Consider the following 15,407-nt stretch of genomic DNA (forward strand, 5'->3'; position numbering starts at 1 on the left):
AGCGTCGTGACCATGGACAACGGCGGCCCCAGCCGGACGGCGCTCGCGACCGCGTACGCCCGCGCGTACCACCAGGTCGTCGACCGGCCACAGATCTTCACCGACCCCCTGGCAGCACGTCTGCTCGGCCGTACCGCGGAGGATCTGGTCGAGCTGGGCGCGGCCGGTCGTCTCAGCGACGCTGTGACGAACCGGCATCGCCGTCTGTTCTTCGCTTCCCGGGCCCGTTTCGCCGAGGACGCTGTCGCCGCGGCCGTGGCCGGCGGTGTGCGGCAGGTCGTGGTGCTGGGTGCGGGGCTGGACACCTTCGCCTTCCGCAATCCGCATCGGGACGTGCGTGTGTTCGAGGTGGACCACCCCGCTACCCAGGCGTGGAAGCGGGAACGTCTTGCCACTGCCGGGATTTCCAGTCCGGAGACGGTGACGTTCGTGCCGGTCGACTTCGAGACCCAGGCCCTGGCAACGGAACTGGAGTCCGCCGGGTTCAACCGCGCTGAGCCGGCTGTGTTCGTGTGGCTGGGCGTCGTCTATTACCTGACTCCGGATGCCGCTCGGGCCACGTTGGCCTACATCGCCGGTCAGGGCGGGTCGGTCGAGGTGGTGTTCGACTACCTGCGGTCGGCCGTTACCGAGGAGGAACGCGTGCACGAGCGGGCACGTGCCGCCCGGTTGGCGGGGGTCGGTGAGCCGTTGTTCAGCTACTTCAGTCCTGATGGCATCGCCGCCGAGTTGCTGGCGCTCGGGTTCACCGGCGTCGAGGACTGCTCCGGGCCCGACCTGATCGCCGGCTATGGCGGGGCGTTCGACGGTGCCCCGCCTCCGGCGCTGCACGTGCTCCGCATGCTGCGGGCGAGCCGCTGATCAGACGTTCACCGCTGGTGCAGCTTGGCGGTCAGCAGTTCGATGACGTGTTCGGGGGAGTTCATCGCACTGATCGCCTCGGCGGCGGCGGTGGCTGCCGTTCGGTGGTCGTCCGAGTTCATGATGCGAAGTGCCGCTTCGCCGGCGTCGGCCGGATCGTCGATGACGATGGCGGCTCCCTGCGTGGCGACTCGGGCGGCGTTCCACGGGTGGTCGGCGAGAAACGGCCGGAGAACGAGGGGCAGGCCCGCGCTGAGTGATGCCAGCACCGTGCCGGTGCCACCGGCGGACACCACGAGGTCCACCTCGGGGAGCAGCTTCGCGACAGGCACGAAGCCGAGGGCGTGCACACCCTGCGCACCGGCTGCGGCAGGCAGCTCGTCCACCGTGGTGAGCACCTCGAACCCGGCGGCGTTCACCGCGGACACCATGCTCGCGAGCGCGTCGTCGTCCTCCACCGTCGTGCCCAGCGTGACCAGCGCACGAGGCCGGGAGGACCGCTCCGGGAGGGAGACCGTCGTTCCTTCGCCGTGCTCGTTCGGCGTCGGCCGCAGGGAAATCCGGTCGGCGTCATGGTGTTCATCCGGGCCGAGCAGGAAATCGGGATAGGTGTCGACCAGGGCGACGCGTTCCGACGGTCGCAGCGAGTGCGCGGTGAAATTCTTCTCCGAACGTTCGCGCAACGCGGCGGTGAATTCCTCCGGCAGCGGTGCACCAACTCGGTGTCCCACCCACGGGATCTTCAGCATCGTCGCGACGAGCGGGCCGAGGAAGTCGAGCTCCTCGACGACCAGCAGGTCCGGCTCCAGCCGGGTCAGCTGGTCCAAGGTCTCCTCGAGAGCCAGGTCGACCCGCACACCGGCGAAGTACTCGATCGTTCCCGGGCTAGGGTGCGCCGGGTGGAAACCCGTGCGGCGCAGGGCTTCCTCAACGTTCACGGCCGCGTCGGGGCCGGCCGGCAGGACGGTGGCCGGAGCCAGCCGGGGCTCCAGCTCCTTGGCGGTGACGACCACCGCTTCGTGCCCGGCCGCGCGAGCGGCGTCGAGCAAGGGCATCATCGGCAGGAGATGACCGGTCATCGGGTTGCCGGTGAAAGCGATGCGCATTGTTCCCCTTGTGAAATGGCGTTCTTGGCGGGTGAAGCCAATCTAGTGGGCCATGATTGAAGGTTCAAGTAAACCCTCGAAGTTGCAAATGCATGTCTCAATAATTCGATTGACGACCATTTTGTGGTGGTCTGAACGCGGCACGTCGATCCCGTCCTGGAACGGGTGGCCGACGTACTGGGCGCGCTCTCACGGCTTCGGTCGGCTGCGCTTCCGACGGTGGTCGCTCACGAGAATCGCGGCGAGCGCGAGAGCGATGACCCCGGACACCACGCCGAGGGCGAGCGGCAGCGAGAACAGCGACACGCAGATGTTGACCGCCAGCGCGAGAACCAGCAGCACCCACGCGAGCACGCGCGGCAGTTCGCGTGAGGCCTTTGGGGTGCCAGGTGTGCCGTTCTCGTTGGTCATGACTCGTTCCTCCCGGTCGCGGCGGACGTCCAGCGGCTGTCCGGCCAGTCCATCGTGGTGATCCGGGCAGGCGGGTGCATCGGCGAAAGGATGCCAACCGACCGGCTCCTGCTTTCGATGCAAACCGGTCCGCCGATCACCTTTCGCCCGCCGGGACGGTCGTCGAAGCGCTCGGCATCTGCGGTGGCGTCAGCGGTGGGCGCCGGATCGGTGATCGAGGCGTAGCGGTGCCGCGGTTCTTGTCACGTTGCTGAACGTGGCGCCCGAAGGCGGGTTCGTCGTGCTCAGTGACCGCGAAACTTGGCGCGCGCTGATTGTCGGGTGGTCCTGAGGCAAACGGGGAAGCGCGGTTCGCCGCTTCGAGTCCGATGTGGACAGTCTGTCTCGGCGGCTGCGGCATCCGTGCGTCAGAACCGGAACCGCACGATGCGGGTGGCTCGGGTGCAGCACCACCGCGTCGGGATGATCGGCGAGGAAGCCGCGGGCCCAGTCGTCGTGGGCCTTGGCGCGCACCACGGCGCTGAGCCCCATCTGGCTGGTGTCGAAGGCCCGCTTGTCGTAGCCGGGGTCGAGCCGGCGCATCGCCACGCGCCGGCTCATGTTCGGGAATCAGCGGCCAGAGTGGGACTGCCGTGGTCACGGCTCACCCGTCGAGCAGGGCGCTCGCCACGGCACGACCGGAAAGCCACGCCGTCTGCACGCGTGGGCGGCCGAACGCGTCTCCGCACAACCACACCCGGCCGTCTCTCGCGAACGGGGTCTCGGACGCCTTCTCGGGTTGGGCGTAGGTCCAGCGGTGCGTCTCGATCTCCGGCGGGGCGGTGATGCCGAGCAGTTCTCCCACGGCTGCGGCGAGGATCGGACCGGCCTCGGCGGGTGCGTCCAGGTGTGCGGAGGCGAGTTCGGGGGTCGAGTGGGCGACGAGGACCGGTGCGGCGTCGCCTCGGCGGTCGCCGTCGTCGCACACGGTGGCGAGGACCGGGTGGTCGTTGACGAACGCACCGCGAAATCCGGTCCACGAGCGGCTTGGGTAGGTGAGGACCGCGGCGATCACCGGTCGCCAGCTCTGCGAGGTCGCGGCGGAGGCGATTGCCGGTGGCGGGGACAGCTTCAGGGCCTGGGGGCCGGGCATGGCCAGCACCACCGCGTCCGCGTCCTGCGCGACGGCCTCGACGGAGGTGACCGGGGTGGAGAGGCGGACGTCGAGTCCGTCGGCGAGGTCCGTGGCCAGGCTGCGCAGTCCGCCTGGTGCGGCCCAGCGGACGGGGCCGCGGGTGTCCGTGCCTTCGGGGTAGACCCGCACAGTGTCGGTCCAGGGACGACCGAGGCCCCGGGACTGCCAGGACTCGGTCTGCGCAAGGAAAGCGGGGTCGTCGGCGACCAGGTAGGCGGCGCCGATGTCCGCGTACCGGCCGTTGCTGCGCCGGCTGGCCAGCCGCCCGCCCACGACACGGCCACGGTCGAGGACGCGTACCCGTGCGCCGCCGTCTGCCAGCGCACGCGCGCACGAGAGACCCGCTATGCCTGCACCGACCACGACGATGTCCACGGATGCCACAGTAAGTGCCGCGCGGCGAGGTCACCGGACGCCGTCGCCGGCGTGCGTGAAGTCATTCGGCCACTCGCTGCCGACGACAGGCCTCTTGAGCACCGCGCAATAGGCTCTCGACTTCCTCGTTGAGCTGGATGACCGGACCGGCGAGTTTCGTTTCCTGGTTTGTGGCAGGATCGACCAGTTCGGGGTGCCGTTCGATTCCGTTCCCTCTGTCGCCGGAATGGACGATGCGAAGCGCTCGCCGTGCTGTTCGCGGTCGCGAAGGCGGCTTTCGCAGGCGCTTTCCCTGGAACGAGACCCGGTTCGGGCTGGACGCACCGCGATTGCTCCGGACGGGGTATCCATTGCGGAGTTCGGGACAGCCGCTGAAGGGAAACGCGCAATGTTCGGTTCCCGAGCAATTCGGTTCTATTGCCGAACTAACCCGGGTCCGGATTATTCCACGGGACAACGACTATTTCTGCGCGGAAATCGCTCTCGCCATTGCGGTAGTCTCGGTGAACATTCCACGTCGCTCACGGCGCCCGGAGATGTGCACTTCGCCGCTGCGCATCGATGCGCGGCGCCGATCGAGCCACCGTGATGGGGGAACGGGAGCTTTCGCATGGGGCTTGGGCTGCTGGGACCGGTCGAGCTGGTGCTGGACGACCGGTCGCTGGACCTGGGAGGCCCGCGGCAGCGGGTCGTGCTGGCGGTACTGGGGTTGAACGCCGGCCGGGTGGTGCCGGTGGAGCAGTTGATCGACGCCGTGTGGGGCACCGCTCCGCCGCTGACGGCGCGTGGGCAGATCCAGATCTCCATCTCGTTGCTGCGCAAGCTGTTCGCCGACGCCGGTCGGTCGGACGTGATCGTGACCCGACCGCCGGGGTACGTGCTGCGGCTGGGATCCGGGGAGGTGGACAGCCTCCGGTTCGGTGAGCTCGTGGCGGCGTCGCGGGAGCTCACCGAGAGCGGCAGACCTGTCGACGCGGCGGCGATGTTGCGCGAGGCCCTGGGGTTGTGGCGGGGACCCGCGCTGGCGGACATCCCCAGCGACCTGGTGCGGCGCAGCGCCACCATGCTGGAGGAACAGCGGCTGGCCGCGATCGAGGCCCGCATCCGGCTCGACCTGACGCTCGGGCGGCACCGCGAGGTGATCCTCGAGCTGCGCGCTCAGGTGGCCGAACACCCGCTGAGGGAAGGACTGCACGGGCTGTTGATGCTCGCGCTGTACCGGGCCGGTCGCCAGGCCGAGGCGCTGGAGGTGGGACGGCGTGCCCGCACGCTCCTGATCGAGGAGGTCGGGCTGGAGCCCGGCCAGGAGCTGCGCGACCTGGAACAGGCGATCCTGCGCCGGGACAAGGCGCTCGGCGCACCGGAGTCACCGCTGCCGTCCGGTCCGTCGGCCCCGTCCGCGCACGTCCCCGCCGAACGGCAGGAGCCGGTCGTGGTGCCCCGGCAGCTGCCGGCGGGCATCGCGGACTTCACCGGTCGCGAGGAGCAGCTGGAGCAGATCATGCGGCTGCTGGACGTGGACGCCGACGAGCGCTGGAGCAAACCGATCATCGCCATCTCCGGCAAGGGCGGCGTCGGGAAGTCCACTCTCGCGGCCCGCGCGGCCCACCAGCTCAGCAGCCGCTACGCGGACGGCCAGCTGTACGCCGACATGGAGGCGACCAGCGACAACGACCACACGGCCAAGCTGCTCGCGCGGTTCCTCCGCGCGCTGGGGGTCTCCGGTTCGGCGGTGCCCGACGACCTGGAGGAACGGGCCGAGCTGTACCGCAGCAAGCTGTCCGGCAGGCGGTTGTTGCTCGTGCTGGACGGCGTGTCCGACGAGTCGCAGGTCCGGCCGCTGCTGCCGGGCAGCCCGTCGTGCGCGGTGATCGTGACGAGCCGGGTCCGCCTGAGCGGCCTGCCGGGGGTCCGGCAGTTCGACGTCGACGTGTTCGACGTGGCGAAGTCGCTCGAACTGCTGAACCGCGTCATGGGCCCGGCGAGGGTCGGGGACGAGCCGGACGCGGCGGTGGAGCTGGCCCGGTTGTGCGGTGGGCTGCCGCTCGCCCTGCGCATCGCCAGCGCGCGGCTGGTGTCCCGGCCGCACTGGCGGGTGCGGGGGCTGGTCCGGCGGCTGCGCGACGAGGCGCGGTGGCTGGACGAGTTCGCCCACCACGGGCTGGAGCTGCGGTCGACGTTCGAGATCACCCACCGGGTGCTCGACGAGCAGGCCCGGCGGCTGTTCCGGCTGTGCTCGCTGGTCACGGCACCCGACTTCCCCGGCTGGACGGCCGCCGCCCTGCTGGACACCACGGTGGCGGAGGCCGAGGAGGTGCTGGAGAGACTGGTCGACGCCCAGCTGGTGGACATCGTGCAGTACGGGGAAGCGTCGCCGCGCTACCGGCTGCACGATCTGATCAGGGTCTACGCCGCCGAGCGGTTGCAGCAGGACACCACGCAGGAGGAGCGGACACACGCGCTCGGACGGGTGCTGGGCGGCTGGCTGGCGCTCGCCGAGGAGGCGCACCGGCGCGAGTACGGCGGTGACTACACGATCCTGCACGGCAGCGCGCGGCGGTGGCACCCCGGCGCCGCCGAGCTGGACGACCACCTCGGCGAGCCCGCGCACTGGTGGGAGGCCGAGCGGCGGGCGCTGGTGGCGGCGGTCCGGCAGGCCGCCGAGGCCGGGTTCGACGAGCTGTGCTGGGACCTCGCCCTGACCTCCGTCACCTTGTTCGAGGCCAAGGGGTACTTCGACGACTGGGTGGAGTGCGCGGGGCTCGCCCACGAGGCGGCCCAGCGGGCGGACAACTGGCTCGGGATGGCCGCGACGCGGTACTCACTCGGAACGCTCCACATGTTCCAGGCCCGGCTCGACGACGCGGAGAAGTGCTTCGCCGGCGCGGTGGAGCTGTTCGACGCGGTGGGCAACGCGCACGGCCGGGCGCTGGTGCTGCGGAACTACGCGCACGTCCACGGACTCCGCGGCGACACCGTCGTGATGATGGCCAAGTACGTCGAGGCGCTGGCGACGTTGCGGGCCGTCGGCGACCGGATCGGCGAGGCGCACGTCCTGCGCAGCATCGCCAAGCACCGCCTCGACGAGGGTGACGTCGAGAGCGCGGCCCTGCTGCTGGACCAGGCGCTGACGATCACCATGGAAACCGGCTGCCTGCGGGTCGAGGCGCAGGTGGTGCACAGGTTCGCCGAGCTCCACCTCGCCAACGGACAGATCGAGGCCGCCAGGAACGCGCTGCACCGCGTGCTGCGCATCGTGCGCGCCAACGGTGACCGGATCGGCGAGGTCCACACCGTGTACGGGCTGGGAGTGCTCGAGCAGCGGGAGGGGCGGCTGGACGACGCCGACACGACGCTGGTGACCGTGCTGCAGCTGGCGCGGCGGGTGGGGGAGCGGCTGATCGAGGCCAAGTCGCGGTACTCGCTCGGGGAGATCGCGCTCGCCCGCCTCGACGTGAACGGGGGCGTGGCGCACCTGCAGGCGGCCTTGCGGCTCTTCCGCGAGCTCGGGTCGGCGCTGTGGCAGGCCAGGACGCTCGCGTTGCTCGCGGAACACTGCGACTGCACGGAGTCACGAGAGCGGGTCGAGCAGGCCGTCGTGCTCCTGGCCGGCATGGAGTCCGCCGAGGCGGCCCGGCTCGTGGCGCGGTTGCGCGAGCGGTGCGCCTGCGAGGCCGTCGTGGGGTGACCGGCCGAGCGCGTGACGGCCCGGCCACGAAAGTGGCCGGGCCGTTTGCGTCAGCCGATCCGCTCACCAGTGCGTGTCGTCCACGCACGTCTGCAGTTCATCACTCCAGTTGGTGTCCTGCGGGCACTGCACGGCCGCCGTCGCCGCGGGGGCCGTGATGACGGCTGCCGCGGGACCGGCGGCGACGGCCACACCGACCATGGCCGTGGTGAGCAGGGACTTCAGCACCGGGGGCTCCTTCCGACCGCGCCGCTCTGGCCCGGTGCGACCAGCTGACCCGCTCCCGCCTTCGACGCGCCTTTCCCCCGCTCAAAGGACCTGGCCCGGAATCGATAGCGGGTGGAAAGCGCATCGACAGCGTTGCCCCGCACGGTTGTCCCCGTACCTGCCGCGGCGACCACGGAGGGCAGCACAGGTGGACTGTTCCGAAGTGGACTCCAGGCGGCACCTGGCGGCTGATCTCGTGGACGCCCCGGCTGCCCGGTATGTGCTCGCAGCCGGCGTGGTCACCGCGTCGGTCGTGGGCACGGGCCGGACGCACCTGAAGTCGTCGGCCCGCGTCACCGCCGGCACCGATCCGGCACGTGGCCCGCGCACCTGCCCAGCGAGGCGTTGCCGGTCAACGCCGGCGGCGACCGGCTGCCGACCGGGCAACGGCAGCACGACCAACTCCCAGGAGGACCACGAGTGTCGATCGAGAACGAGGTCAAGCGGTTCATCGTGACCACCTTCGCCCCGGACATCACCCCCGGCCAGCTCCCGTCCGACTACGACCTGCTGGACAACGGGGTGGTGGACAGCCTGGGCCTGCTCCGCCTCATCGCCTGGGTGGGCGAGCAGTACGGGATCCCGGTCGAGGAGCGAGACGTCTCCCCGGCCCAGTTCAGCTCGGTGGAGGCCATCACGGCCTTCATCGCGGACGCACACACCTACGTCTGAAAGACCGAGGAGAGGGAGGGCTCACGCACATGATCGTGCGCGACAAGGCCGGCGTCACCGGCATCGACTGGGGGAACGGTCTCAGCTACCGGCTGCTGGTCGAGAAGGACAACATGGGCTTCACGATCGCCCACACCGTCGTGAAGGCGGGATCGAAGTCCCCGCTGGAGTACCGCAACCACCTCGAGGCGTGCTACTGCATCGCCGGGCGCGGACAGGTGATCGACGCGGACGGTACGACGCACGAGCTCGAGCCCGGTGTGATGTACGCGCTGGATCGCCACGACCAGCACTTCCTGATCGCGTCCCCCGAGCGGGACCTGGAGCTGATCAGCGTCTTCAACCCGCCGCTGCGCGGGGACGAGCGGCACAACTTCGACACGGACGAGTTCTCCCAGTACTGACCGGTGACCGGTGGCGCGGGAGCACGTCCGCTTCCGCGCCACCGGCCCGAATCCCACGACGTGAAGGAGTGCACGGTGTCCGCACGCGACGAGTTCTTCTCGGTGTCCGAGGAGGTCGCCGACGCACTGGCCGAGGGCCGGCCGGTGGTGGCCCTGGAGTCGTCCGGCGTGGTGCAGGGTCTGCCGCACCCGCTGAACCTCCGCACCGCGCTCGACATGGACAAGGCCGTCCGCGCCGAGGGCGCCGTGCCCGCCCGCACCGGCATCGTGTCCGGCCGGCTCGTGGTGGGCATGTCCGACGAGCAGGTGGAGCTGTTCGCCACCACGCCGACCGTGCCGAAGGTCGGGGCCCGCGACATCGGTCCCGTGCTGGCCGGCGGAGGGCACGGCGGCACGACGGTCTCCGCGGCACTGGTCGCCGCCGGCCGGGCCGGCATCGAGGTGTTCGCGGTCGCCGGCATCGGCGGTGTCCACTTCGGAGCGCAGCGCAGCCTCGACGTCTCCGCGGACCTGGTGGAGTTCACCCGGCACGAGGTCGCCGTGGTCTGCGCGGGCGCCAAGTCGTTGCTGGACCCGGCGCTCACCCTGGAGTACCTGGAAACCCAGGGCGTGCCGGTGGTGGGCTACCGCTGCGACGACTTCCCGGCCTACTACAGCGTTTCCAGCGGCGAGCGCAATCCCCGACGCGTGGACGACCTCGACGAGCTGGCGGCCGCGGTGCGCCTGCACTGGGCGGTGGGCAACACCGGCGGCTTCCTCGTCACCCACCCGATCCACCCCGAGGACGCCCTGCCCGCGGACGAGGTCTACGCGCTGGTGCGGGAGAAGCAGGCCGAGACCGAGGCGGCGGGCGTGCAGGGCAAGGACGTCACACCGGCCATCCTGAGCGCGGTCGGCAAGGCGACCAGCGGCCGGACCAGCGAGGCCAACCGGTCCGTCCTGCTGTCCACCAGCGCCTTGGCCGCCGAGTTCGCCTCGGCGCTCGCGCAGAGCCGCCTGCAGGAGCGGGCATGAGCACCGCCGTGCTGTTCGACGTCGACGGCACGCTCGTCGACACGCCGGCCGGAATGACGGCGGTGCTGCGCCAGGTGGTGGCCGAGAACGGCGGCGTGCCGGACGAGGCGCGGCTGCGCGCCACCGTCGGCCGGCCGCTGGTCGCCTCCCTGGCACTGCTGCTCGGCCTCCCACCCGGCCACCCCGGTGCCGAGCGCGCCGCCGGCCGGGCCCGTGAGCTGTTCACCGAGGTGGTCATCCCGTCGGCGCGCGAGCTGGTCCTGCCCGGCGTGCCCGAGCTGCTCGACGGCCTGCGCGAGCGCGGCCGGCTCGTCGCCGCGGTCACCAGCAAGGTCCACCGCAGCGCGGTGGAGCTGCTGGCGGCCACCGGCCTGCTGGCCTGCTTCGACGTCCTGGCCTGCCACGGCATGACCGACCGCGGCAAACCGCACCCGGACCTGGCCCTGCTGGCGGCCGACCGGCTCGGCGTCGCCCCGGCCGGCTGCGTCGTCGTCGGCGACGCGGTCGACGACATGGCGATGGCCCGTGCCGCGGGCATGACCGCCCTGGGCGTGGCCACCGGCGTCGCCACCACCGGCGAGCTGCTGGCCGCGGGGGCGAGTGCCGTGCACGCCGACGCGCTCGGGCTCGCCACCGTCCTCCTCCCGCTCGGTACCCCTTCGAGGTGATCTCCATGACCAGTACGGAAGGCGCCACGACCCGCGGGCGCACCGCGAACGGGGCACTCGCGATCCTCGCCGTCGCGCAGTTCCTCATCGCGCTCGACTACTCCATCGTCTACATCGCACTGCCCAGCGTCGGCGCGGACCTGGCGCTGAGCGAGAGCTCCCTGCAGTGGGTGGTCAGCGGCTACGCGGTGTTCTTCGCCGGGTTCCTCGTCGTCGGCGGCCGGGTGTCGGACCGGCTCGGCCCGCGCCGCCTGTTCGTCGCCGGCACCCTGCTCTTCGGCGTCGCCTCGCTCGCGGGCGGCCTCGCGCCCAGCGCGCCGCTGCTCCTGGTGGCCCGCGCCGCCCAGGGCGTCGCGGCCGCGGTGCTCCAGCCCGCGGTCATCGCCCTGATCAACACGTCCTTCCCCGCCGGGCCCGCCCGCAACCGCGCCCTGGGCGTGTGGGGGACGGTCGGCGCGTCCGGGCTGGCCGCGGGTGTGATCATCGGTGGTCTGCTGACCACGGTCTCCTGGCGGTGGGTGTTCCTGATCAACCTGCCGCTGGCGGTGATCAGCGCCTTCGCCGCGCCGAAGCTGTTGCCCCGCACCGAGATCACCGCCGACGAGCGCGGCGGCCTCAACGTGCCCAGCGCCGTCCTGTGCACCGGTGCCGTGCTGTCCGCGGCGCTGGCCCTGACGCTGACGGCGAGCGGCAGCTGGACGGATCCGGGCGTCCTCGCGGCGTTCGGCGCGGCCGCGGTGCTCCTGGCCGGGTTCGCGGTCCAGGAGCGGCGCAGCGAACGCCCGCTGGTCGACCCGGTGCTGCGGCGCACCCGCTCGCTGCTGGTCGGCTGTGGCACCACCGCGCTCTACATGGCCAGCGTCGGCAACCAGTTCTTCGTGGTGACGCTGCTCGTGCAGCAGCTGCGCGGCTACGACCCGCTGGCCGCGGGGCTGGCGTTCCTGCCGATGGCGGTGGCCATCGCGGTGGCGAACTCCGTGGCGGCGCGCATCGTGGCCGCGATAGGGGTGCGGGCCACGCTCGCACTGGCGTTCGTCGCCGACGCGGCCGGTCTGCTGCTGCTCGCGTTCCAGGCGCACGGCGACAGCTACGTCGTGCACCTGTTGCCAGGTCTGCTGATCACCGGCTTCGCCCACGGCGTGACCTACGTGTCGATGTTCATCGCCGGCACGGCCGACGTCGAGGACCGCAACCAGGGCACCGGAAGCGCGCTGATGACGACCTCGCAGTACATGGCCGGCGCACTCGGCGTGGCCGTGCTGGTCCTGGTGCTGGGGCGCGACCCCGGCCCCGGCGCGTTCGCCGCGGCGTTCGCCACCACCGCCGCGGCGGCCGCGGCGGGCGCACTGCTGGCCTGGTTCGGGCCGGTCCGGCGAGAAGGGAGCCGGTCGTGACGACACGAGCCTGGACCGCGCGGCTGGGTGTGCTGGTCGTGCACAACGATCCGGTGGTCGAGGCGGAGCTGTGGGCCATGGCGCCGCCGGGCGTCACCGTCCACACGGCCCGCTTCGAGAGCCCCACCCGCACCGGCGCCGAGTACACCAGCGAGTCCTGGGAGCGCCTGGTGTCCAGCCCGGACGTGCGGCGCGGCCTGGTGCAGCTCGGCGAGCTGGGCGTCTCGGCGATCTGCCTGTGCTTCGGGTCGGCCAGCTTCTTCGGCGGCCTGGCGTTCGACGCCGGGTTCGCCGCCGCGGCCGCCGAGCTGGCCGGCGGCACCCCGGTCTACACCGCCGGGCAGGCCATCCGCGCCGCGCTGACCGCGCTCGGCGTGCGCCGGCCCATGGTGCTCGCACCGCCGTGGTTCACCGCGCCGACGTTCGCCGCCGCCGAGTCCTACCTGGTGAGCGCCGGGTTCGAGCCCGCCGCGCTGGTGCCCTTCCGGCTGGGCGAGCGGTGGGACGGCGTCGAGCGCCACCGGCTCTTCGACCGCGGCGGGCGCTGGGACGTGCACCCCGCCGAGGTGTGCCGCCAGGCCGCCGAGGCCTTCCCCGCGTACGCCGACGGACTGCTGATGCCCGGCAGCGGGTTCCGCTCCTGGGAGGCCGTCGACGAGCTGGAGCGCGAGCTCCGCGTGCCGGTGGTGACCTCCAACCAGGCGTGCCTGTGGCGGCTGCTCGACCTCACCGGCCTGGCCGCGACGGTGCCCGGTGGCGGACTGCTGACCGCCGGCCGGTGAGCCGGCCCTACTTCGATCTGGGGTGCCCCACCATGCCCACCACATCCTTCGTGACCGCGTTCGCCGCCCAGGTGGACGCCAGACCGCACGCTCCGGCGTTGTCCTGGGCCGGTGCCGCGGTCGACTACGCCTCGCTGGACCGGCTGGCACGGGAGTCCGCGTCGCTGCTGCACGGTCTCCCGGCCGATGCGCCGGTGTGCGTGCCCGCGCACAAGTCGCCGGAGACCATCGCCCTGCTCATCGCGTGCTTCCGCGAGAACAGGCGGGTGCTGCTGCCGTCGGCGTCGCTGGGCCACGACGCCCTGCTGCGGTTGTGCGACCAGGTCGGCTGCTCGCACGTGCTCACCCCGAGGGGCGTGCGGCCGACCGGCGCCGCCGCCGCCGTGCTGCCGGGGCCTGGTCTGCTGCTGACCACCTCCGGCTCCACCGGCACGCCCAAGGTCGTCGTGCTCGCCGAACGGGGCGTGGACGACTTCCTCGCCTGGGCCGCCCGCGCGTTCGGCATCGGGCCCGGCGTCGGGGTGCTCAACTACGCGCCGCTCAACTTCGACCTGTGCCTGCTGGACCTGTGGGCGGCGCTGGCCGTCGGCGCCAGGACGGACCTGGTCGATCCCGACCGCGCCACCGACGGCGACCACCTGGCCGACCTGTGCGCCGAGTGGGCGCCCGCGGTGGTGCAGGCGGTACCGCTGTTCTTCCGGCTGGTCACCGCGACCGGGCGGGTGCTCCCGGACGTCCGGGAGGTCCTGCTCACCGGGGACACCGCTCCGCCCGCCCTGCTCACCGGCGTCGCGGCCGCCTTCCCGCAGGCCCGGCTGTGGAACGTCTACGGCTGCACCGAGACCAACGACAGCTTCGTGCACCGCATCGACCCCACCCGCACGCCGACGCCGATCGGCACACCGATCGACGGTGTCGAGTTCCGCGTCGTCGACGACGAGGGCCGCGACACCGACAGCGGCGAACTGGTGGTGCGCACCCCCTTCCGCGCCGAGGGCTACCTCGACCCCGCGCTGCACCGCGACCGGTGGCACGACGGCTGGTTCCGCACCGGCGACCTGGTCCGCCGCGACGAGACCGGGCTCGTGCACCTCACCGGCCGCAACGACCACCAGGTGAAGGTGCGCGGCGTGCGCACCAACGTCCAGGAGGTCGAGAACGTCGTGCTCGCGCACCCGGAGGTGGTCGAGGCCGCGGTGGTCCCGCTCCCCGACGAGGAGGCGGGAACCCTGCTGCGCGCGGTGGTCCGCCGCGCGCCGGGCTCCGGGCTCAACGGACTGCACCTGCGGGCGCACTGCGCCGCCGCGCTGCCCAGGACCGCCATCCCCGGCGCGTTCGAGATCGGCGACGAGGCGTTGCCCCGCACCTCCACCGGCAAGGTCGACCGCACCGCTCTGCGCACGGCGGACAGCGGTCGCGGAAGGAGCGTGACCCGATGATCGAGTGGAACGAGGACCAGCGCTCGTTGCGCGCGGCGGTCGAGGACCTCGGTCCGGTGCTCGGCGAGGGGCACGTCGAGCGCGACGCCGCCGGCGAGTTCGCCGCGGAGGCCTGGAAGGTGCTGCGCGAGACGGGACTGCTCGGCCTGCCGTTCGGCGAGCGGTGGGGCGGCCTCGGCCAGGACCTGCTGACCACCATGCACGTGCTGGAGGGCCTCGGCTACACCTGCCGCGACGGCGGGTTCAGCTTCTCGTTGTCCACGCACATGGTCAGCACCGGCGTGCCGCTGCAGCGCTTCGGCTCGGCGGAGCTGAAGGACCGCTACCTCACCAGGGTGTGCGACGGCTCGATCATCGGCGCGCACGCCATCACCGAGCCCGAGGGCGGGTCGGACGTCATGGCCATGCGCACCTCCGCGGTGCGCGACGGCGACCACTTCGTCCTCAACGGCAGCAAGACGTTCATCAGCAACGGGCCGCTGGCCGACGTGGTCGTCGTCTACGCCCGCACCGGCAAGCGCGGCAGCCCCGCCGCGATCACCGCGTTCCTCGTCGACCGCGACACACCGGGACTGACCGCGGGCAGGCCGGTGGCCAAGATGGGGCTGCGTACGTCGCCCCTGAGCGAGCTGTACTTCGACGACTGCCGGGTGCCGGCGGCGAACGTCGTCGGCTCGACCGGCGCGGGGTTCCTCATCCTCGACCACGTGATGAAGTGGGAGATCCTCTGCTCCTTCATCATCAACGTCGGCGAGATGCAGCACCGGCTGGAGCGCTGCGTGGACTACGCCCGCACGCGAGTCCAGTTCGGACAGAAGATCGGGTCGTTCCAGTCGGTGTCGAACCGGGTCGTGGAGATGCGCATCGCGGTGGAGACCGCGCGCAAGTGGCTCTACGACACGGCGGTGAAGCTCCAGAACGGCCAGACCGTCACCGCGGACCTCGCCGTCGCCAAGCTCGTCGCCAGCGAGGCCAACGTCAGCACGGCCCTGTCGGCGGTGCAGCTCTTCGGCGGGTACGGCTACACCGCGGAGTACGGGCTGGAGAAGGACCTGCGCAACGCCGTCGCCGGGACGATCTACTCCGGAACCTCGGACATCCAGCGTCAGCGCATCGCTTCCATGATGGGTCTATGAGGAGAGTGAGCGAAAG

The 15,407-nt window shown here is 71.7% G+C and carries 15 protein-coding genes; 10 read left to right on the forward strand and 5 right to left on the reverse strand.

The window, feature by feature from the left end; translation table 11 throughout:
• Nucleotides 1–12 precede the first annotated feature (12 nt).
• On the forward strand, nt 13–861 hold the full coding sequence (locus ACFWV3_RS25985) for a class I SAM-dependent methyltransferase (protein WP_382414546.1): 849 nt from the start codon (nt 13–15) through the stop codon (nt 859–861).
• An 8-nt stretch (nt 862–869) separates the two neighbouring features.
• On the opposite strand, the gene ACFWV3_RS25990 is transcribed toward ACFWV3_RS25985, so the two are convergent.
• The 4 genes from ACFWV3_RS25990 to ACFWV3_RS26005 form a co-directional block, all read right to left on the reverse strand.
• Complete coding sequence (locus ACFWV3_RS25990; RefSeq protein WP_382414548.1) at nt 870–1,967, reverse strand: glycosyltransferase; 1,098 nt, start codon at nt 1,965–1,967, stop codon at nt 870–872.
• 189 nt (nt 1,968–2,156) lie between these two features.
• Complete coding sequence (locus ACFWV3_RS25995) at nt 2,157–2,501, reverse strand: hypothetical protein (protein ID WP_382414550.1); 345 nt, start codon at nt 2,499–2,501, stop codon at nt 2,157–2,159.
• Nucleotides 2,502–2,567: 66 nt separating this feature from the next.
• Nucleotides 2,568–2,978: a hypothetical protein gene (locus ACFWV3_RS26000; RefSeq protein ID WP_382414552.1), complete on the reverse strand. Its 411-nt coding sequence runs from the start codon at nt 2,976–2,978 to the stop codon at nt 2,568–2,570.
• 43 nt (nt 2,979–3,021) lie between these two features.
• Nucleotides 3,022–3,927, reverse strand: a complete 906-nt coding sequence (locus ACFWV3_RS26005) for an NAD(P)/FAD-dependent oxidoreductase (RefSeq protein ID WP_382414554.1) — start codon at nt 3,925–3,927, stop codon at nt 3,022–3,024.
• 610 nt (nt 3,928–4,537) lie between these two features.
• Between ACFWV3_RS26005 and ACFWV3_RS26010 the strand changes: the two genes are divergently transcribed.
• Complete coding sequence (locus ACFWV3_RS26010; RefSeq protein WP_382414556.1) at nt 4,538–7,615, forward strand: BTAD domain-containing putative transcriptional regulator; 3,078 nt, start codon at nt 4,538–4,540, stop codon at nt 7,613–7,615.
• 63 nt (nt 7,616–7,678) lie between these two features.
• Here the strand turns inward: ACFWV3_RS26010 and ACFWV3_RS26015 are convergent, their stop codons facing one another.
• Entirely contained in the window at nt 7,679–7,843 is a 165-nt protein-coding gene (locus tag ACFWV3_RS26015; RefSeq protein WP_382414558.1) for a hypothetical protein, read from the reverse strand.
• A gap of 459 nt (nt 7,844–8,302) precedes the next feature.
• Here ACFWV3_RS26015 and ACFWV3_RS26020 point away from each other — a divergent pair, with 459 nt between their 5' ends.
• The 8 genes from ACFWV3_RS26020 (at nt 8,303) to ACFWV3_RS26055 (ending at nt 15,391) form a co-directional block, all read left to right on the forward strand.
• Nucleotides 8,303–8,554 (forward strand): acyl carrier protein, encoded by a 252-nt coding sequence (locus ACFWV3_RS26020; RefSeq protein WP_382414560.1) that lies wholly within the window; start codon nt 8,303–8,305, stop codon nt 8,552–8,554.
• A gap of 29 nt (nt 8,555–8,583) precedes the next feature.
• Nucleotides 8,584–8,958: an ectoine synthase gene (locus tag ACFWV3_RS26025; RefSeq protein WP_382414562.1), complete on the forward strand. Its 375-nt coding sequence runs from the start codon at nt 8,584–8,586 to the stop codon at nt 8,956–8,958.
• Between the two features lie 75 nt (nt 8,959–9,033).
• Nucleotides 9,034–9,972 (forward strand): pseudouridine-5'-phosphate glycosidase, encoded by a 939-nt coding sequence (locus tag ACFWV3_RS26030; protein ID WP_382414564.1) that lies wholly within the window; start codon nt 9,034–9,036, stop codon nt 9,970–9,972.
• Nucleotides 9,969–10,640, forward strand: coding sequence for an HAD family hydrolase (locus ACFWV3_RS26035; protein ID WP_382414566.1), 672 nt, complete (start codon nt 9,969–9,971; stop codon nt 10,638–10,640). The genes ACFWV3_RS26030 and ACFWV3_RS26035 overlap by 4 nt, the downstream gene beginning before the upstream one ends.
• 5 nt (nt 10,641–10,645) lie before the next feature.
• Nucleotides 10,646–12,034, forward strand: a complete 1,389-nt coding sequence (locus ACFWV3_RS26040; RefSeq protein ID WP_382414568.1) for an MFS transporter — start codon at nt 10,646–10,648, stop codon at nt 12,032–12,034.
• Complete coding sequence (locus tag ACFWV3_RS26045) at nt 12,031–12,816, forward strand: hypothetical protein (RefSeq protein ID WP_382414570.1); 786 nt, start codon at nt 12,031–12,033, stop codon at nt 12,814–12,816. The genes ACFWV3_RS26040 and ACFWV3_RS26045 overlap by 4 nt, the downstream gene beginning before the upstream one ends.
• 32 nt (nt 12,817–12,848) lie before the next feature.
• A complete protein-coding gene (locus tag ACFWV3_RS26050; RefSeq protein ID WP_382414572.1) occupies nt 12,849–14,255 on the forward strand; it encodes an AMP-binding protein in 1,407 nt (468 codons plus the stop codon).
• Nucleotides 14,252–15,391: an acyl-CoA dehydrogenase family protein gene (locus ACFWV3_RS26055; RefSeq protein ID WP_382414574.1), complete on the forward strand. Its 1,140-nt coding sequence runs from the start codon at nt 14,252–14,254 to the stop codon at nt 15,389–15,391. Before ACFWV3_RS26050 ends, ACFWV3_RS26055 begins: the two co-directional genes overlap by 4 nt.
• Nucleotides 15,392–15,407 lie beyond the last annotated feature (16 nt).

The organism is Lentzea sp. NPDC059081, from assembly GCF_042738015.1.
GTDB lineage: Bacteria > Actinomycetota > Actinomycetes > Mycobacteriales > Pseudonocardiaceae > Lentzea.